Genomic DNA, 18,682 nt, shown 5'->3' on the forward strand with positions numbered 1-18,682 from the left:
GTCAATTCCTCCCCGCTCTCAACTCCGGCAAAAAGCTCCGGCCTGCCGGACAGGTACAGCCGAGAGACTCACCCACTGTTGCGGCGACATCAGCAAAGCCGGCACGGGTCCCCAGATCGATATCCGGCCGCAGGTCGGGAAACCATGCCAGCAACGGAACATACTCACGGCTGTGATCGGTGCCCGGCGTGGTCGGATCACAACCGTGATCAGCGGTTATCAGCAACAAGTCATCAGAGCGCAGGCGGGCGGTCAATTGCGGCAACCAGGCATCGACCGCCGCCAGTCCGTCGGCGAAACCGGAAACATCCAACCGGTGCCCCCAGAGCATATCGAAATCGACCAGGTTGACAATCATCAGCCCGTTGTCGACACGCTCCAGGCATTCAAGCGTAGCGGCCATCCCGTCAGCGTTGCTCGTAGTTGTCAACGACTCGTCCAGACCACGGCCGGCGAACAGGTCGCCGATTTTGCCGATTCCGATGACCGGCACGCCCGCCTGCTGCAGGCGGTCAAGCAGCGTCGGAGCAATCGGTGGCAAGGAAAAATCATGACGCCCGGCTGTCCGCCGGAAACCGTCAGCGCCCCGGCCCGTGAAGGGTCGGGCAATAACCCGCCCGACACGATAGGGATTGAGTAGTTCCCGCGCCTTCCGGCAGAGGTCGTACAGTTTTTCGACCGGGATGACCTCTTCATGGGCAGCGATCTGAAAAACCGAGTCACTGCTGGTATAGATAATCGGCAGACCGCTGCGCAGATGCTCCTCACCGAGTTCACGGATAATGTCGGTGCCACTGGCGGCCCGGTTGCCGAGGACCGCCAGCCCGGTGGCGGCGGTGAACGCCGAGATGATTTCTTCGGGAAAACCCTGCGGGTAAGTCGGCAGAGGCTGTTCCAGGGTCACCCCCATCAGCTCCCAGTGACCCGCGGTTGAATCCTTGCCCGCCGCCTTTTCGGCCATCCGCCCGCAGGCGGCCAGCCCTTCTCCCGACACCAGTCCGGCACCGGGCAACAGGCGCCCGAGGCCGAAACGCTCGAAGTTCGGCAGCCGCAAAGAGGGTGAACGCTGCAGAACGTGCAACAGGGTATTGGCCCCGGCATCACCGTAGGCGTCGGCATCGGGCAGAGCACCAACCCCCACCCCGTCGAGGACCACGATCAGCACCCGGCGAAAGGGGGGACTCACGACAGCCCCTCTGTCCGCAGCCACTGTTCAACGATGGCGACCCCGCTGGAACTGCCGATACGGGTGGCCCCCGCGACAAGCATCGCCTGGCAGTCCTCAAGACTGCGGATACCGCCGGCGGCCTTGACCCCGACGCGACCGTCCGCGACGGCGGCCAGCAGCCGGACATCCTCAACGGTGGCGCCGGAGGCGGCAAAGCCGGTCGAGGTCTTGACATAGCGGGCACCGGCCGCGACCGCCGCCTCGACCAGGCGTGACTTCGCCTCCCGGCCGAAATTGCAGCATTCGATGATGACCTTGACGCACGTCCCGGGAACCGCCCGCACCACCGCCCGGATCTCTTCCTCGACACGGGCGAAATCACCCGTCGCCGCCCAGCCCTGGTTGATCACCATGTCGATTTCCCGCGCACCGGCATTGACCGCCCGCGCGGCCTCGTGCTGTTTGCTCGCGGTTTCGACATAGCCGAGGGGAAAACCAGCCACCGTGGCAACCGCGACTTCGGTTCCGTAGAGGGTGGCCGCACTGAAACGGACATGGCAGGGAGGCACACAGACCGCGGCAAAGCCATATTCGACCGCCTCCTCACAGAGCTGCTGAATCTGCCGCTCGGTTGTCTCGGCCTTGAGCAGGGTATGGTCGATACAGGCTGCCGGGTTCCCCCTGAACGAACGGCCGTCAGGTGCGGTAATCGGCATTGATCTTGACGTAATCATAGGTCAAATCGGAGGTGTAATAGCTGAAGCAGCCCGCGCCCAGACCGAGGTCGACGGTGACCCGGAACTCTGTCCGCCTGAGGACTTCGCTCGCCTCGGCCTCCCGTTCGGCACCGGTGCTTACGCCGGCGCGAACCACCGGAACCCGGTCGAAATCGATTGCCACCCGGTTCGGATCGACTCGCGCTTCGGAATAGCCGGCCGCGGCGATGATCCGTCCCCAGTTGGCGTCTTCCCCGAAAAAGGCTGTTTTGACAAGACTCGATGTGGCGATGCTGCGTGCCGCGGCGCGCGCGTCCGCTTCACTTTCCGCGCCACGCACGGCAATTTCCACCAGTTTGGTCGCCCCCTCACCATCCCGCACGATCATTTTAGCCAGATCAAGCAGCACCGCCTTAAGGGCCTCCGAAAACTGTTCGGCAGCCGAGCTGCCGGGGAGAATGACATCCCCTTCTCCCTGCCCGTTGGCCAGGACCAGAACCATATCGTTGGTCGAGGTATCTCCATCGACGGTTATGGCATTGAAGCTACGGTCGACCGCCGCCACCAGCAGTTGCTGCAGCAACGCGGCATCAATCCGCGCATCACTGACCACGAAACCGAGCATGGTTGCCATGTTCGGGTGAATCATCCCCGCCCCTTTGGCAATACCGAGGACACGGCAGCCATCCAGCTCCCGCCAGGAAAGCTTGGCAAAGGAATCGGTGGTGCGGATGGCTTCGGCCAATCCCTCGGCACCGTCGGCGACAAGCTCCGACCCAAGCAGGGGAATATGCTTTTCCAGCCTGGCCATCGGCAGAGTCTGGCCGATAACACCGGTCGAAGAAACAACCACGAGATCCTCAGACAGCCCGAGGGTGTGGGCCGTGAGTTCCGTCATACGCAGGGCATCCCTGATTCCCCGGTCGCCGGTGCAGGCATTGGCATTGCCGCTGTTGACGACAACCGCCTGGCAACGCCCCCCGGCAATCCGGGGGCGGGAAATCACAACCGGGGCGGCAACCACCTGATTACGGGTGAAAACTCCGGCGCAGGCGGCCGGAACTTCGGAATAGATCAGTCCGAGATCGGCCTTTGCGGACGACTTGATACCGGCCGGCCGGAAAGCGAATTTGAATCCCCGCACCCGGGGAGCCTGGTTATTTTTCATCTTTCAATCTCTCCTGTCGGGGGAACCGGACCACCACGCCGGTCCCATCGTCTCCCCGGGGGGCCAGCTGAATCGAACCGCCGAGACGATCAACGATGGCGCGACAGATCGCCAGACCGATACCGACCCCCGGCGGCTTGCCCGACGTGATATCTCCGAGCTGGGTATATTGTTCAAATATAACATCGGCCGCCTCCGGCGGCACCCGGGTGCCCTGGTTGAAAACATGCAACTCCAGCCCACCCTCCAGCGGCCGCAGTCGGACTTCAAGCAGCCCGCCCGGACAATTGAATTTTATCGCGTTGTCGACCAGGGCCGCCAGCAGGTAACTCAGGCGGTCCGGGTCCGCCAGGACTTCCGGCAGTTCGGCGGGACGATGATATTCCAACTGCAACCGCATCCGCTCGATGTCGTCCCGTCGTCGCCGCAGTTCCCCGGCAAGTATCCCGGCAACATCGACCGGCTGCTCCTCCCAGCGCCCGAAACCGCTTTCCAGGCTGAACAGGGTCAGCATGTCGTTGATCAGCTGCTTCATCTGCAGCCCCTCGCCATGCACCCGCTGCAGATAGGCCCGCAGTTCCTCGACATCGAGCTGGTCGAAATGATTCAGGGCCAGATCGACATAGCCGAGGACCGAAGTCAGCGGCGTCTTCAGTTCGTGGGACAGGTTGCAGACAAGACGGGAACGGCCGCGCAGCAACTGCTGCAGCCGGACATTGCTGCGTTCCAGTTCGGTACGGGACTGCTGCAGTTCGGCGACCAGGCGAAAATTCTCCAGGGCCAGCATCGCCTGGTAGGCCACGCCATTGAGCAGATGCAGATCGATGCTGCCGAAGGGAACGTCGTCCTGCTTGTTAGTGACATTGAGCACACCCCGAACCTGCCCGCGGCAGACCAACGGCACCGACAGCAGTGAACGGGAAAGGTAATGATCGAAATCGTTGCGGTTGCCGAACCGGTCGTCGGCATCCAGGTCGGGAATCAGCAGCGGCTCCCCCGTCGCCAGCACGTGACCGGCAATGCCCTCGCCGGGAGCCAGCCGGGTTTCGGCGATCACTTCAGGCGGCAGGCCACGGGCGGCCGCAATGCGTAGACAGCCGGTGTCGTCACAAAGCATCAGTGAACAGTGACGCACCCCGACCGCCGCCATGATCCGTTCGACCAGGGCATCGAGATAACTCGCCAGATCGGGACTGGAATGCGCCGCCTCGGCGGCATGGCGCATCAGCAGCAGGTCTTCCAGATGCCCGCGGGCCTCGGCTTCTCCGGTGACCAGGGCCTGGTAGGCCCGGGAGGTGCCCTCATCCCGGGAGTCAGCCGAGCTCACGACGGCCCCCGTACCGGGTCAGCCGCAACATTTTTTATATTTCTTGCCGCTGCCGCAGGGACAGGGCTCGTTGCGGCCGATCTTCTCCGGATTGACTTTCGGCGTTCTCGCCGCCGGCGCCGGACCGCCCGTGCGACCGATGGCGAGACGTTGCCGGCGCTCTTCCTGCTCCATCTTCTCGACTTCCTCTTCTCGCACCAGCTGCACGCGGAAGAGTTTCTGCACCACTTCCTGGCGGATCCGCCCCATCATCTCCATGAACAGCTCGTAGGCTTCCCGCTTGTACTCTTCCTTGGGATTCTTCTGCCCGTAACCGCGCAGCCCGATACCTTCCTTCAGGTAATCGATGGACAGCAGGTGGTCCTTCCACTGGCTGTCAATCGACTGCAGCAGCAGAACCTTCATCAGGTGATCGAAAACCGGCGGCGTGAAATCATCGCGCTTTTCATCAAGCCGCTGCCGGGCCTGCTCGATCAGGACTTCTTCGAGCTGTTCACGGGTCAGGTCGGGAGTCGGCTCGGGCAGGGTCGGCCGGAGGAAGAACTGAGCATGACAGTCGTCGATCAGGCTTTTCCAGTTCCAGTCGGGCGCCTGGACCTTGTCCGGGCAGAAAGCGTCGATCATATCCTGCACCATCTCGGTGACGATTCCGTCGACCGTTTCACGGATATTCTCGCCGGCCAGCACCTCGCGACGCTGCTGGTAGATCACCTCGCGCTGGCGGTTCATAACATCGTCATATTCGATCAGGTGTTTCCGGATCTCGAAGTTGTGCGCCTCGACCTTCTTCTGCGCGTTCTCGATCGCCTTGGAAATCATGCCGTGCTCGATCGGCTCGCCCTCGGGAATCTTCAGCTTGTCCATCACGTAGGCAACCCGCTCGGAGCCGAAAATACGCAGCAGGTCGTCATCAAGACCGAGATAGAAGCGGCTTTCCCCCGGGTCGCCCTGGCGTCCCGAACGGCCGCGCAGCTGATTGTCGATACGGCGCGACTCATGGCGTTCGGTACCGAGGATGTAGAGACCGCCGGCGGCGAGTACCGCTTCTCTTTCCGCGGCGCAGATCGGCTTGAAATGCTCCAGTGCTTCGGCAAAGGCCTGCTCAAAATCCTCAGCGTCCTGGGCCTGACGGCGGGCAAGCATCTCGGGATTGCCGCCGAGAACGATATCGGTACCGCGGCCCGCCATGTTGGTGGCGATGGTCACCGCCCCCTTGCGGCCCGCCTGGGCGACAATGTACGCCTCCTGCTCATGGTGCTTGGCGTTGAGGACATTGTGCGGCACGCCCTTCTTTTTCAGCAGTTCGTGAAGGCGCTCGGAATTCTCGATCGAAATCGTACCGACCAGTACCGGCTGTCCCTTTTCATGACAGCGCCTGATATCCTCCACCACCGCGTTGAACTTGTCCTTCTCGGTCTTGTAGATGACATCCGGCTGATCCTTGCGCTGCATCGGCCGGTTGGTCGGGACCACCACCACGTCGAGCTTGTAGATCTCCTGAAACTCGGCCGCTTCGGTGTCGGCGGTACCGGTCATCCCGGAGAGCTTTTCGTACATCCGGAAATAGTTCTGGAAGGTGATGGTCGCCAGGGTCTGGTTCTCGCTCTCGATCTTTACCCCTTCCTTGGCTTCGACTGCCTGGTGCAGACCGTCGCTCCAGCGCCTTCCCGGCATCAGCCGTCCGGTGAACTCGTCGACGATCTGCACTTCACCGTCCTTGACCACATAGTCGACATCCCGCTTGAAGAGCGCGTGCGCCTTGAGGGCCTGGTTGACATGGTGAAGGATTTCGATATTGCCCGGCTCGTAGAGATTGTCGACCCCGAGCAGTTTTTCGACCTTGGCGACCCCCTCTTCAGTCAACGAGGCGGCCTTGGCTTTTTCATCAACAGTGTAATCGCCGGTGTACTCTTTGACCGACTGGCCGATCTTGCCGTCGCGATGCTCGATCATCTCGCCCTTCTTGAGACTCGGGATGATGCGGTTGACGCTGTAGTAGAGTTCGCTCGACGTCTCGGATGGTCCGGAGATGATCAGCGGCGTCCGCGCCTCATCGATCAGAATCGAGTCGACCTCATCGACAATGGCGAAATGATGCTCGCGCTGGACATAATCCTCCAGGGCGAACTTCATGTTGTCACGCAGGTAGTCGAACCCGAACTCGTTGTTGGTGCCGTAGGTGACATCACAGCCATAGGCTTCCTGGCGCTGCTGTTCATTGAGACCGTGGACAATACAGCCGACCCTGAGACCGAGAAAACGGTGGACCTGGCCCATCCATTCGGAGTCACGTTTCGCCAGGTAATCGTTGACCGTGACAACATGGACCCCCCTGCCGGTCAGGGCATTGAGATAACTCGGCAGGGTGGCCACCAGGGTCTTGCCTTCACCGGTTTTCATTTCGGCGATCTTGCCCTGGTGCAGCACCATGCCGCCGACCAGCTGGACATCAAAGTGACGCATGCCGAGAACCCTTACCGCGGCCTCGCGAACCACGGCGAAGGCCTCCGGCAGCAGATCGTCGAGGGGCTCTCCCTGCTCCAGCCGCTGCTTGAACTCCGCGGTCTTGCCCCGCAGCTGTTCATCGTCGAGAGCCTGCATCCGGGGTTCGAGACTGTTGATCAGGTCGACCTGCGGCTGCATCCTCTTGATCGTCCGTTCATTCTTGCTGCCGACCACCTTTTTAACCAAAGCGCCAATCATAGCGTTACTCCTGACAACCTGAATCCGTTGGCTCATGCCGAATAAAGAGTGCAAGGGCTACTCACCGGCAATGGGCTCACGGATTCAGGGATTAAGTATAATCCCCGTCACACGGGGCGAAAAGCGGTGAATTCTACCACAGCAACCCCCCGCTCACAAGACGCAAGGAGTTCTTCGACAAGACTCGAAAAGTAAAAAAGGCCCCGGAATTCCGGAGCCCATCAGGTGTCGACAGCTCATGATCGATCAGAGGTATTTGCGGGGATTGAGCGGCACACCGTTGCGCCGCACCTCGTAATGGACATGCGACCCGGTGGATGTGCCGGTATTGCCGACCGCGGCAATGCGATCACCGCGCCGGACCCGTTGGCCGACCTTGACATAGAGCCTGGAATTATGACCGTAGTAGGTGCGATAGCCGTAGCCGTGGTCGATCACCACCAGCTTTCCATAACCCGGTACGGTTTCGGCACGGGCCACGATGCCGTCGGCGGTGGCATGGACCGGGGTGCCGGTGTTTGATGCGATATCAAGCCCTTCATGCATCTTGCGGCGCCCGGTAAAGGGGGATTTGCGCATGCCGAAAAGCGACGTAATCCATCCCTTGACCGGCCATCCCTGCGGCTTTGAGGCCAGCAGGGAACGCTGGTCGTTAAGGACCGCCTGGATCTCCTCCTGGCTCTGGCGACGGAGATCGATCTGCTGACGCACCTCGTCGATCTGGCGCTGCAATTCGGAAAAACGGGGACGGGTCTCAGCGTCGGGCGGTCCGCCGATACCACTGAGAACGTTGGTTTTTGCAGAAGTCAACTTAGCCATCACCCTGACCTGCGCGTCATTCTGCGCGAGCAGCACAACGTCCCGGTTGAGCAGGTCGAGTTCGCCGGAAAGCCGCGCCAACTCGACCTGCTGCTGCAGGTTGGTGGTGCGCAGGCGCGCCAGTTCCGCCGCATCGTAGCGATTCCGCAGATAACCGTAAGTCAACAGGGCGACACCAAGAACCGCTACCCCGGCCGCGACCGCCAGCGACCTCAACCAGCCACTGCGAACGCAGTAACGGCGAACCCGGTGGGACCCTTCGGGAATAACCAGGATGGTAAAACGCTTGGAAGCCAATAATCTCTCCTGTCAGACGCCAAATAAAATGAATGCATCTGCAATCTTCAGGCCGGAAGTCCCGGCCAACCCCGCTGCGACACCGGAAAAACCCAACGTCCAGTCGGGATGAGCAACACAACGACTTGACCGGAATAGAATTTCCCTGAATCCACGGGACACCGACAAAACTGTCGGCGCTCTCCGAAAACCCGGCCAGGGCAATAACGGATGCCGTCAAACCGACACCGAACCCGGCGATTCGGGCTCATTAATACCGTTGTCGGGCAGTTTCTGTCAAGAAACCGGTGGTTTCCCCGGGGAAAGCGACAGGCTGACCGCCGTTTCATCGCATTCAGGAAACTTGGCGCACTTGATACAATCCCGCCAGATTTTCTGCGGCAGTCGCGCCTTGTCGATCTCGTTGAATCCGAGGCGGGTAAAAAAACCAACCTTGTAGGTCAGGGCGAAAACCTGCGGCAGACCGAGATCGCGTGCTTCCTGCAGACAGGCTTCAACCAGTTGCCGGCCAACCCCGTGTCCGGTGGCCTCTTCCGCGACTGCCAGGGAACGAATCTCAGCCAGATCTTCCCAGCAGATCTGCAGTCTGACCGTGCCGACAACCCGATCCTGCTGCACGTAGACATAAAAACTGCGGATATACTCGTAGATCTCCGCCAAGGAAGCCGACAACATCAGACCGTCGCCGGCGTAGGTATTGAGCAGTTGGTGGATAACCGGGGCATCGGCAATAACGGCTTTTCTAACCATTGGATTCAACCCTTCCCTGCCAAGTTCTGACCGCTCTCGATCATTTCCCGTGCATGTTCGAGGGTGCGCTCGGTGATCCGGGCGCCGCCGAGCATGCGGGCCATTTCCCTCACCCGGGTTTCTCCCTTCAATGCGACCAGAGCGGTGAAGGTCCGGCCGTTGTCAACCATCTTCTCAACACGGTAATGAGCATCACCGAAAGCGGCGACCTGCGGCAGATGGGTAATGCACAGCACCTGAGCCTGGTCGGCGACCTGCTGCAGCTTGGCCCCGACACTGCTCGCCGCGGCGCCACCGATGCCGGCATCGACCTCGTCGAAAATCAGCGTCGAGACGCCATCGGCATCGGGCGCGATACGCTTGATCGCCAGCATGATGCGTGACAGTTCCCCTCCCGAAGCGATCCAGGCCAGGGGCCGCATATCCTCCCCGGGATTCGGGGCCAGATAGAACTCCATCCGCTCCAGGCCGAACGGCCCCGGCTCTTCAAGGGCAATGAAGTGACACTCGAACCGTGCCTTCGGCAATGCCAGGTCGGCCAGTTCGCGCATCACCCCTGAGGCCAGTTTCCTGGCCGCCGCCTGACGCTTGCGGGAGAGCCCGTCCCCGGCCTTCTGCAGAGCCTGACGCGCCTCCGTCAGCTGGGTGAGCAATCCCTCACGGGTGGTGTCGGCATCGGTCAGTTCGGCCAACTCGGCCTCGATACGGACCTGACCGGCGAGAATCTCCTCGATGGTCGGCGCGTACTTGCGTTTCAGCGCCGCGATCTGGGCCAGCCGCTCTTCAACCTCATTCTGACGTCCCGGTTCAAAATTGAGACGACCGGCAAAACCGCGCAGCTGAACGGCAACATCCTCAAGCTGATAGAGGCTGCCGCGAACCGTGTCCGCCAGTTCTCCCAGCTGGGAGTCAACCGTTGCCAGTCCCTCGAGGTCGGCAGCGACCCGGTCGAGGATTTCACAGACCGCCCCCTTGCGGCCATAGAGCTGTTCATAGCCGCCGCCGGTGGCCAGGGTCAGCTTTTCACTGTGCTGCAGCAGCAGCCGTTCCCGTTCCAGCTCTTCATCTTCGCCCGGCTGCAACGCAGCCGCGGCTATTTCGCGCTGCTGAAAACGGAGAAAATCGATGCGCTGCCGCCGATCCCGCTCTCCCTGGTCGATCCCTTCAAGGCGCTGCCGCAAGGCGGCAACCCGGCTGTACAGGTCGGCGTAAGCGGCTAGCTCCTTTTCCAGCCCGGCAAAACGATCGAGAAATTTCAGGTGGGTATCGGTCTTCTGCAGCCGCTGGTGTTCATGCTGGCCGTAAATATTGACCAGGCCGGCGGCAATGTCCTGCAGTTGGGACAGCCGGGCGAGAGAGCCGTTGAGAAAAATCCGGTTTTTACCGGATCGGCTGACCACCCGCTTGATCAACAATTCGTCCACGGCCTCAAACCCGCCTTTGGCCAATCTGTCCTTGACCACGGTCAGGCCGCTCAGATCGAACAGGCCTTCGACCGTCGCCTCCTCGGCCCCGGTGCGGATCACTTCCGGCCGGGCCCGGTCCCCCAGCAGCAGGCCGACGGCATCGATGATGATCGACTTCCCCGCTCCGGTCTCTCCGGTGAGGACATTGAAACCGGGACCGAAACTGACCTCAAGCCGGTCGATAATGGCAAAGTTGCGGATAATCAATTCCGTCAGCATGAGACTGTTATCCTCTACCCGAAATCAACGCTGGCCCCAATGCAGCTTGGCGCGCAACACCTCGAAATAATCACGATGCGGACTCTTGATCAGCAGCGTGGTGTGGGGTGATTTCCGTACCTCGACAACATCACCGCCGACAAGCGGCATCCCGACCTGACCGTCGGCGGTCAGCATCACCTCTTCATCCTGGAACTTGACCTCGACCCGAACCAGGGCTTCATCGGAGACGATGATCGGGCGGTTGGTCAGCATGTGCGGACAGATCGGCGTCACCACCAGGCAATGGATCCCGGGATAGATGATCGGACCGCCGGCGGCGAGGTTATAGGCCGTGGTGCCGGTAGGAGTGGCGATAATCAGACCATCGGCGCGGAATGTGGTCAGGTAGTCCTCGTTGACGCTGGTCTCCATGTCGATGATCCGCGCCAGCGCCCCCTTGTTGATGACCACGTCGTTGAGCATCCGGAAACGGCCGGCGACCTTGTCGCCGCGCCGCACCACCGCTTCGAGCATCAACCGGTTCGAGACATCGAAATCCCCGCGAATCACCCGGTCCAGCACCGGGAAGAGCTCGTCCCGGGTGATTTCGGTCAGAAAACCGAGACGTCCGAGGTTAACCCCGAGGATCGGCACCCGCATCTCGCCGACCAGCCGCGCCACTGAAATCAGGGTGCCGTCGCCACCAAGGACGATCACCAGGTCGACCAGGGCGGGAATCGATCCCCCCGGGTAGCCCTGCGACTCGCCCATATCTTTGGCCAGCGGTTCATCGAGGTAAACCTCGACCTTGCGCTGCCGCAGATGGTGACAGACATCGCGGGCCAACTGCACCGCGTCGGGATGGTTGCGTTTGGCGTAGATACCGATCCGTTTCATGAAAACTCCTTGACGAATTTTGAAAACTACCACAGCTGCGACTATTAGTCTATCGCTTTCAGGCACTTAGCGCAGGATTCGGTTGTCCCTCCCCGGCCCCTGTGCTAAAGTTGGGATTCCTCACGTCACCCGGGATAGTTCATGGATCTGTTCGAACAGGCACCCGCCGGCGGCACGCCGCTGGCTGAACGGCTGCGGCCTCGCAACCTCGATGAAGTGGTCGGTCAACAGCACCTGCTCGGCCCCGGCAGGCTGCTGCGCCAACTGATCAGCAGCGACCGGATCAGTTCCCTGATCCTCTGGGGCCCTCCGGGGGTCGGCAAAACCACTCTCGCCCAGGTGATCGCCAACAGCACCAGCAGCCGCTTCGTCTTTTTCTCCGCGGTTCTGCAGGGCGTCAAGGAGATCCGTGAGATCGTCGCCGGGGCCCGCGAAGAACGTGCCTTTCACGATCGACGGACGGTGCTGTTCGTCGACGAGATCCACCGTTTCAACAAGGCACAGCAGGACGCCTTTCTCCCCTATGTCGAAAAGGGTGATATCATCCTCATCGGCGCCACCACCGAAAATCCTTCCTTCGAAGTCAACGCCGCCCTGCTCTCGCGCTCCCGGGTTTTCACCCTCGAACCGCTCCCTGAAGAGGAGATCGGCAGGCTGCTCGACCGGGCCCTCGAAGACCCGCGCGGCCTCGGTGGCCAGGGATACAGTCTGACCGAAGAGGCAAGGGAACTGCTTTGCCGCCAGGCCGACGGTGACGCGCGCACGGCCCTCAACGCGCTCGAAACAGCGGCCGCCGTCGGCTGCCGGGAAATCGACGCGGCAACCGTGCAACAGGCGATGCAGACCCGAACCCTGCGTTACGACAAGGGAGCCGAAGAACACTACAACGTCATCTCGGCCTTCATCAAGAGCATCCGCGGGTCCGACCCGGATGCCGCCCTCTACTGGCTGGCACGCATGCTCGAAGCGGGGGAAGATCCCCTTTTCATCGCGCGTCGCCTGGTCATTCTCGCCAGCGAGGATATCGGCAACGCTGATCCGCGTGGCCTGCAGTTGGCAGTCGCCGCCCAGCAGGCGGTCCACTTCATCGGCCTGCCCGAAGGGCGCATCCCGCTGGCCCAGGTGACCACCTACCTGGCCGCCGCGCCGAAAAGCAACGCCGCCTACGCCGGCATCAAGGCGGCTCAGGCCGAAGTCCGAAAAAGCGGTTCTCTGCCGGTCCCCCTGCATATCCGCAACGCCCCGACCGGGTTGATGAAGCAGCTCGGCTACGGCGCGGGATACCAGTATGCCCACAACGATCCACAGGGGATCGTGACACAAAGCCATCTGCCCGAACACCTTGCCGGCAGCCGCTACTACCAGCCGACCGAACATGGCTTTGAAAAAACCATCGGCGAGCGGCTTGCCTGGCTGGAGCAACTGAAAAAAAGCCGCGCGTCGGACGAGAAATCCTCATGATCAGGTTCGTCGCCCTGCTGCTGCCGCTGCTGCTGTTCTGTCCGTTACCGGCCGCTGCCGCCGACTGGGGGCCCTGGGAAGTTCCGACGCACAAGGGTTCCTCTCGGCAGCCGGAACATGATACCTCCCCTTTCGATCAGGCGGTGCATTTCTTTCAACTCTACATCTCTCCGGTCGACGGCCCCCGCTGTCCGATGTACCCGACCTGTTCAGCCTATTCGCGCCAGGCGCTGGCCAGGCACGGGCCGTGGATCGGTGTCATGCTCACCGTCGATCGGCTGATCCATGAAAACGACCCGCGGGAAAAACGGCATCCGATCCGGGTCGGCGGCAGGATGCGCTATGCCGACCCGGTCAGCAACAATGATTTCTGGCTGGAATCCGGGCCCCGGTGAATTCATCACCGGCCATCATGTGACCCCCTGCGTCCGACCATTTTCTTCTTGTTCTGAAGGATGCCGGCCGCTATAGTGACGGGAGTATCTGACTGTCTGACGGCACCGATGAACAGGGCCGGAATGACAGTTGGAGGGGGGACATAGACTACTTATTCCATTCAATGTCCCAGAAATCGATGCAATGATGGTTGTCGGCTGTCGCCGGGGAAAGGCCGATACGTGGACGCCGCGGGCGAACACGGACCGGTTGCCCCACCCAGACTCGAAACACGTCTTTCGCCAGGCCGCCCCGGGCATGGTGAGGGATTCTCTTTCCTTCTTTTCCGTTCGTTTCCTCCCTTTTGAACCGGATCTGCTGCAACATCTCCCGGAGGGTTCATGGCGTCGCTGAAGCCATTGAAACGGGACTACTCCGCGTTGCTGCAAAGCTACCGGCTGTTCCTGCAGGAGGAACGACCGGACATCGATTTCGAAAAACTCTGTCACAGCTGCCACATTACACCGGACAGCGGCTCCGTTGACAGTCGCCAGATGGCGCTGTTCACCCGCAGGCTGCTGAACCGCAGCGGCAACCCGCAGATTCTTCGCGCCGCGGGCCGAGCTGCCGGTCGACGTTCAGGACTGGGACTGATGCGACAGCTCGGCCTCGGCCTGGGCGGCCCCACGCGACTGCTGGAAAAACTGATCCGCGAGCAGGCCGCCCTCTCCGGACAACAATGGGACATCCGCAGTCCCGGCCGCAATCTCCTGGATATCACCATCCCCGGCGATCCGAGTCATCACTGGTCCTGCCAGTACCACAGCGGGTTTCTCGAAAGTCTGGCGCTGCTGTTCAACCAACGCTCTCCGGGACTGGCCCATCCCCGCTGCAGTCGCCGCGGAGACCGGTACTGCCATTACCAGCTGACCTGGGATGATTCTCCGGCCGAATCCTGGCGACGGCGACGGAATCAGGCGGCAGTGTTGACGACCGTTTCCCTGCTGGCCGCCCCCTGGCTGCCGCCAGTCGCCGCCGTCACCCTGCCGCCGCTGGGGCTGGCCGCCATGCTGGCAATGACCGCCTTTGGCGGAACCCTGGAACGCAACGAACTGCGCCGCCACCTGCAGCATCAGCAGGCCACCACCGAAGAGGTTGTCGACCAGGCGAACGCCAGCCTGCTCAACCTGCAGCTGACTCGTGAAATCGGCCAGGCGATCAGCAGCCGCAGCGACAGCGAAGACCTGTTGCGGGCGGTCAGCGACATCCTCTCTCACCAACTCGATTTCGACCGCGGCATGATCCTGCTGGCCGACAGTCAGCGCAAGGCGCTGCACTACCGTTGCGGATTCGGCCTGAACGCCGCCGAATTGAAGCGCCTGGAAAGCCCCCTGGCCCTCTCCGGCCGCCATGACCGCACCCCGCTGGCACCGCTGCTGGCCAATAAACGCGGGCTGCTGATCAATGACGTGCGTCAGTTCCAGGATGTCCGGGTTCACAACCTGTGCCGCTGGTTTGCCGCCCTCGGCAGCCGCGCCTTTGTCTGTTGTCCGATCATCAGCGACCAGCAGGTGATCGGCATGCTCGCCCTCGACCTGCGCACGCCCAAACGCCTGCTGGTTGAAAGCGACCTGCAACTGCTCGAAGGGATTGCCCCGCTGATCGGCATCGGCCTGCAGAACTCCCGCCTGCTGGATGAACGTTCGGCCCAGTTCCAGTCCGTCATCCAGGTGCTGGCAGCCAGCATCGACGCGCGAGACTTCCTCACCGCCGGGCACTCGGTGCAGGTCACCGAATACGCCGTCGGCATCTGCACACAGCTCGGCCTGGGCAGCGACTATACCGACATGGTACGCATCGCGGCGATGCTGCACGACTACGGCAAACTGGCGGTTCCTGACTTCATCCTGAAGAAGGACGGCGAACTGAACGCGGAAGAGAAGGCACTGATCCGCACCCATCCGGACAAGAGTCGCGAGATCCTGGAGCGAATCCCCTTTGAAGGCATCTACCGGCAGATTCCCGAGGTGGTCGGCGCCCATCATGAAAAACTGGACGGCAGCGGCTACCCGAACGGACTGAAGGGAAATGAGATACCGCTGGGAGCCCGCATCATCGCGGTCGCCGATTTTTTCGAAGCGATTACCTCCAAGCGCCATTACCGCGACCCGATGCCTTATCACGAAGCGCTGCAGCTGCTGGCCGAAGAGAGCCTGGTCCACTTCGACAAGCAGGTTGTCGATGCCCTGTTCTGTCACATCAGTGAAAACAAGATCTGCATGGTCGACAACTCCGGCGACGAGGAAAAGAAACTTGACCGCCGCAAGGTGCGGGTTCCCTGCCGTACCCAGGTTTCCTGCCAGGTGGCCAACCGCACCATCTCCGGGACCAGTACCAACCTGAGCAACGGCGGCATCTTCATCGCCAGTGACACCGGTCTTGATGAGGGCAACCTGATCGACATCATCTTCGCTCTGCCGGACAGCCCCGATCAGCTGCTCAAACTGCAGGGTCGGGTCGCCTGGAACAACCCTCTCGGCCGCCAGGCCCAAGGGCTTCCCGAAGGCTTCGGACTCGAATTCGTCAATCTTCCGGAAGAAACCTCGGGCGCTCTCAACGGTTACATCAGCCGGTTTGTCGCCCGCAAGGAAGCGGGACTGGCCAGCGGTGAGATTCTCACCGTGCATTGACCGGCGGGCCGCTGTCCATCACGGCAGGATCCCCCGCAAACACAACAGGGCCGGACCCCCGTCACGGGAATCCGGCCCTGTTGTGTTCTCCGAACGCGCCGGATTACAGCAGGTGCGGCGGCGTCATCACCGTCATCAGGGCGTCCGCCCGGGTTTCAGTGAGGCCCGACAGCCCCTGGTGGATAGCCTGCAGGTTGGCGTGGTGCAACTCACTCAAGCGGGCCTGATCCGCAGCCGAGAGGGGTTGCGCCATACCGGCCCGGGTCTGCTCCATGACCAGGTTTTCCAGCATCAGGTCATACTGCAGTTGCAGCACGCTCTTGTAAGGGCCATCCGCCAGCTGGGTCCAGTCGGGAGCCACAGGAGGACTGGCCAGCGGCGGAAGCTGTGCCAGCTGGTTTTCCAGTGCGGTGGTATCAGGCACATAGGTCATGCCGGGAACCTGCGGCATGAGGTTGCCGGCGGCCACCATCATCGTCGACCAGTTGCCGGTCGTCCCATCCGGACTGACCTGCCAGCGGCCGAACCCCATCCCGGCCAGGTCGCTGCCGGTCATCATAGCGCTCCCCATCATGCCGCCGCTCATCACCGGCATCTGCCCGGCCATGCCGTCAAGCATGCCGCTGACAGCGGTGTCGGTCGCGGTGGTCGCCTGGTGAAAAGCGTCGAACGCGGCCTGCATGGCCTCTTCCATGTCTAACCGCGCCTGGTCGATGGTGGCCTGGTCGGGAAGGTTGGTCGGATCGGCGAAAATCATCTGGAAATCATGACGGGCCTGGTAGAGGTCTTTCTGCAGGGCGGTCATGGCGGCGGTGAAGCTCTGCTGCTGTTCCGCGGTCGCCCCGACAACCATCATCGCGTCGCGATAATGGCTCATCTCGGCGTGCAGCTGCCGCTGCTGACCATCGACCATAAAGCTGGCGTGCATGGCGTCGAGAGCCGACGGAGACAGGTTGTCCGTCAGCGGGGAATTGTCGATCATCTGACCGGCCTGGTCAAAGGCGGTCGCCATCAGTTCGGGATCGATACCGGCCATGGTGCCGGCATCAATCACCGCCTGCATGAATTGACCGGTGGCCGTACCGTGCATGCCCGCGGCAACCACAGGGTCAGTCTGCTGCACCGCGCCACGGCAGGCTCCCGCCAGGTTCTGCATGGCGGTCATCAACTCCGCGCGAAAAGCGTCCATTTCGGCGGCGGTAACCCCGGCCTGTGTGAGCCAGGATTCAAAGGTCGTCTCGGCATCGTCGGCCAACTGCCCGAAGGCATCGGCGTCGGAGGGACTGACCGCGCCGCCGGGCACCAGCATCAGGGCGAACATGGCCCGCCCGGCATCAGCGTGACCGGCGGCGGTAAAGGCACGCAGGGCGGCCGTCGCCTGACGGTGGCTGGTTTCATTGACGCCAAGCTGCAGAGCCTGCCCGGGGGCCGGGGCCGGAACCATCGCCTGCCGCACCACCTGCATTGTACCGGCGGCATCCATCACCTCGACCAGCAGGAAAGGCGCTGTGCCCTTATCGGGAACCTGGCTGAACTGAAACGTCAATTTACCATCGGCGTCGCTGGTGGCGTTGACCTGCTCGACTGCCATCTTCTGTCCATTGTCGGCAATGGTGGAAAGCTGCACGGTGTAGTCATGGTTTGCCGGAAAGGCCAGCGCCGAGGTCACTGTATAGATCGGCAGCAACAGGGCCAGGGCCAGGGTGGTCAATATCTTCATGGGAATCTCCATCATTGGGTGTGAGATTGGAATGCTACTGGGCGGTACCGCTGAGGGTAGTCGCGGTGCCGGTCGCCGAATCTGACGTGGTGCCGGAGCCGCCACTGCAGGCGGTGAGGGAAAAAGCCAGCAGGGCCAGGGTCACTGTCAGAACCAGGGTTTTAACAACCTTGTGTTTCATCATGCTCTTATCCTTTGGTTCGGGTTTGTCAATCTCGTGGGGAGGGTCGCTCAATTGATGATTTTCCAGGAACCGTCCGGTTCCCGACAGGCCGTGCCGTAGGCACTCTCTTCGTTCCCGGCAACCCTCACCGTCTGCCGGTATTCCCGACAATAAGTGCCCTGGGCGGTCTGGTAGGTACGGATCGGAGTCAGAGTTCCGGAATGGTCATTGTCCGGGTTGTGCCAGGTACCGGTCTGGTTGCTGGGCAGGGTTTCCAGGGTCTGCTGGGCGGTGCGCTCCATGGCCAGCTTGTCCTGCTGATCGAGGCTGCGGCCGATTTCCTGGCCGATCATCGCCCCGGCCAGGGTACCGACGGCAACCGCCGCCAGGCGACCGTGACCGTGACCGAAGGCGGAACCGATCAGAGCGCCGGTGCCGGCGCCGAGCAGAGTGCCGCCCTGTTGTTTGGGGCCGGTACCGGGGGCACAGCCGGCAAGCGCGAAAGCGAGCAACAGAAACCAGGCAAGATGTTTTTTCATGGGCATTCTCCTTTACTGCATTCAGGGGATCGTCGGCATTTGATCTCTTTGACGCAACGGGAGAAAAAAGGTTTACAAAAAAAATGATTTTTTTTGCCCGGGACGCAGCAACGCCCCGGCCGAATGGTCGGGGCGTTGCCGGTGTTTCTTTATCCTGAATCAGGAAAGTAAAAAACCCCGCCCAGAGGACGGGGCTTTAAAGGCGCCCCCAGAGGGGGCGTT

The 18,682-nt window shown here is 61.7% G+C and carries 15 protein-coding genes; 3 read left to right on the forward strand and 12 right to left on the reverse strand.

The window, feature by feature from the left end; translation table 11 throughout:
* Position 1: 1 nt before the first annotated feature.
* From C2E25_RS12220 to C2E25_RS12260, 9 genes are all read right to left on the reverse strand, one after another.
* Positions 2-1,186 carry a phosphopentomutase gene (locus C2E25_RS12220; protein ID WP_103116015.1) on the reverse strand — a complete coding sequence of 395 codons (1,185 nt, stop codon included), beginning with the start codon at positions 1,184-1,186 and terminating at the stop codon, positions 2-4.
* Positions 1,183-1,884 (reverse strand): deoxyribose-phosphate aldolase, encoded by a 702-nt coding sequence (gene deoC / locus C2E25_RS12225; protein WP_103116016.1) that lies wholly within the window; start codon positions 1,882-1,884, stop codon positions 1,183-1,185. The genes C2E25_RS12220 and deoC overlap by 4 nt, the downstream gene beginning before the upstream one ends.
* Positions 1,865-3,052, reverse strand: coding sequence for a bifunctional glutamate N-acetyltransferase/amino-acid acetyltransferase ArgJ (argJ, locus tag C2E25_RS12230; protein ID WP_103116017.1), 1,188 nt, complete (start codon positions 3,050-3,052; stop codon positions 1,865-1,867). Before argJ ends, deoC begins: the two co-directional genes overlap by 20 nt.
* The gene (locus C2E25_RS12235; protein WP_103116018.1) at positions 3,042-4,379 is read right to left on the reverse strand and encodes a GAF domain-containing sensor histidine kinase; all 1,338 of its coding nucleotides are present in this window, start codon (positions 4,377-4,379) and stop codon (positions 3,042-3,044) included. Before C2E25_RS12235 ends, argJ begins: the two co-directional genes overlap by 11 nt.
* An 18-nt stretch (positions 4,380-4,397) precedes the next feature.
* Positions 4,398-7,082: a preprotein translocase subunit SecA gene (secA, locus tag C2E25_RS12240; protein ID WP_103116019.1), complete on the reverse strand. Its 2,685-nt coding sequence runs from the start codon at positions 7,080-7,082 to the stop codon at positions 4,398-4,400.
* A 246-nt stretch (positions 7,083-7,328) separates the two neighbouring features.
* Positions 7,329-8,198, reverse strand: a complete 870-nt coding sequence (locus tag C2E25_RS12245) for a M23 family metallopeptidase (RefSeq protein ID WP_103116020.1) — start codon at positions 8,196-8,198, stop codon at positions 7,329-7,331.
* Positions 8,199-8,474: 276 nt separating this feature from the next.
* Positions 8,475-8,948, reverse strand: a complete 474-nt coding sequence (locus C2E25_RS12250) for an N-acetyltransferase (protein WP_103116021.1) — start codon at positions 8,946-8,948, stop codon at positions 8,475-8,477.
* 5 nt (positions 8,949-8,953) lie between these two features.
* The gene (gene recN, locus C2E25_RS12255) at positions 8,954-10,633 is read right to left on the reverse strand and encodes a DNA repair protein RecN (protein ID WP_103116022.1); all 1,680 of its coding nucleotides are present in this window, start codon (positions 10,631-10,633) and stop codon (positions 8,954-8,956) included.
* Between the two features lie 24 nt (positions 10,634-10,657).
* On the reverse strand, positions 10,658-11,512 hold the full coding sequence (locus C2E25_RS12260) for an NAD(+)/NADH kinase (RefSeq protein ID WP_103116023.1): 855 nt from the start codon (positions 11,510-11,512) through the stop codon (positions 10,658-10,660).
* A gap of 141 nt (positions 11,513-11,653) precedes the next feature.
* On the opposite strand from C2E25_RS12260, the gene C2E25_RS12265 reads away from it, so the two are divergent.
* From C2E25_RS12265 to C2E25_RS12280, 3 genes are all read left to right on the forward strand, one after another.
* The gene (locus C2E25_RS12265) at positions 11,654-12,973 is read left to right on the forward strand and encodes a replication-associated recombination protein A (protein ID WP_103116024.1); all 1,320 of its coding nucleotides are present in this window, start codon (positions 11,654-11,656) and stop codon (positions 12,971-12,973) included.
* Positions 12,970-13,368: a membrane protein insertion efficiency factor YidD gene (gene yidD / locus C2E25_RS12270; protein WP_103116025.1), complete on the forward strand. Its 399-nt coding sequence runs from the start codon at positions 12,970-12,972 to the stop codon at positions 13,366-13,368. Before C2E25_RS12265 ends, yidD begins: the two co-directional genes overlap by 4 nt.
* 381 nt (positions 13,369-13,749) lie before the next feature.
* Complete coding sequence (locus C2E25_RS12280; protein ID WP_103116027.1) at positions 13,750-16,038, forward strand: HD domain-containing phosphohydrolase; 2,289 nt, start codon at positions 13,750-13,752, stop codon at positions 16,036-16,038.
* Positions 16,039-16,141: 103 nt separating this feature from the next.
* On the opposite strand, the gene C2E25_RS12285 is transcribed toward C2E25_RS12280, so the two are convergent.
* Genes C2E25_RS12285 through C2E25_RS12290 form a run of 3 tightly spaced genes read right to left on the reverse strand, consistent with a single transcriptional unit; the run spans position 16,142 to position 18,460 of the window.
* Positions 16,142-17,758 (reverse strand): hypothetical protein, encoded by a 1,617-nt coding sequence (locus tag C2E25_RS12285; RefSeq protein ID WP_103116028.1) that lies wholly within the window; start codon positions 17,756-17,758, stop codon positions 16,142-16,144.
* A gap of 34 nt (positions 17,759-17,792) precedes the next feature.
* Positions 17,793-17,942: a hypothetical protein gene (locus C2E25_RS17525; RefSeq protein ID WP_158247247.1), complete on the reverse strand. Its 150-nt coding sequence runs from the start codon at positions 17,940-17,942 to the stop codon at positions 17,793-17,795.
* Between the two features lie 47 nt (positions 17,943-17,989).
* Entirely contained in the window at positions 17,990-18,460 is a 471-nt protein-coding gene (locus C2E25_RS12290; RefSeq protein ID WP_103116029.1) for an RT0821/Lpp0805 family surface protein, read from the reverse strand.
* Between the last annotated feature and the right edge of the window lie 222 nt (positions 18,461-18,682).

Source organism: Geothermobacter hydrogeniphilus (assembly GCF_002898515.1).
GTDB lineage: Bacteria > Desulfobacterota > Desulfuromonadia > Desulfuromonadales > Geothermobacteraceae > Geothermobacter_A.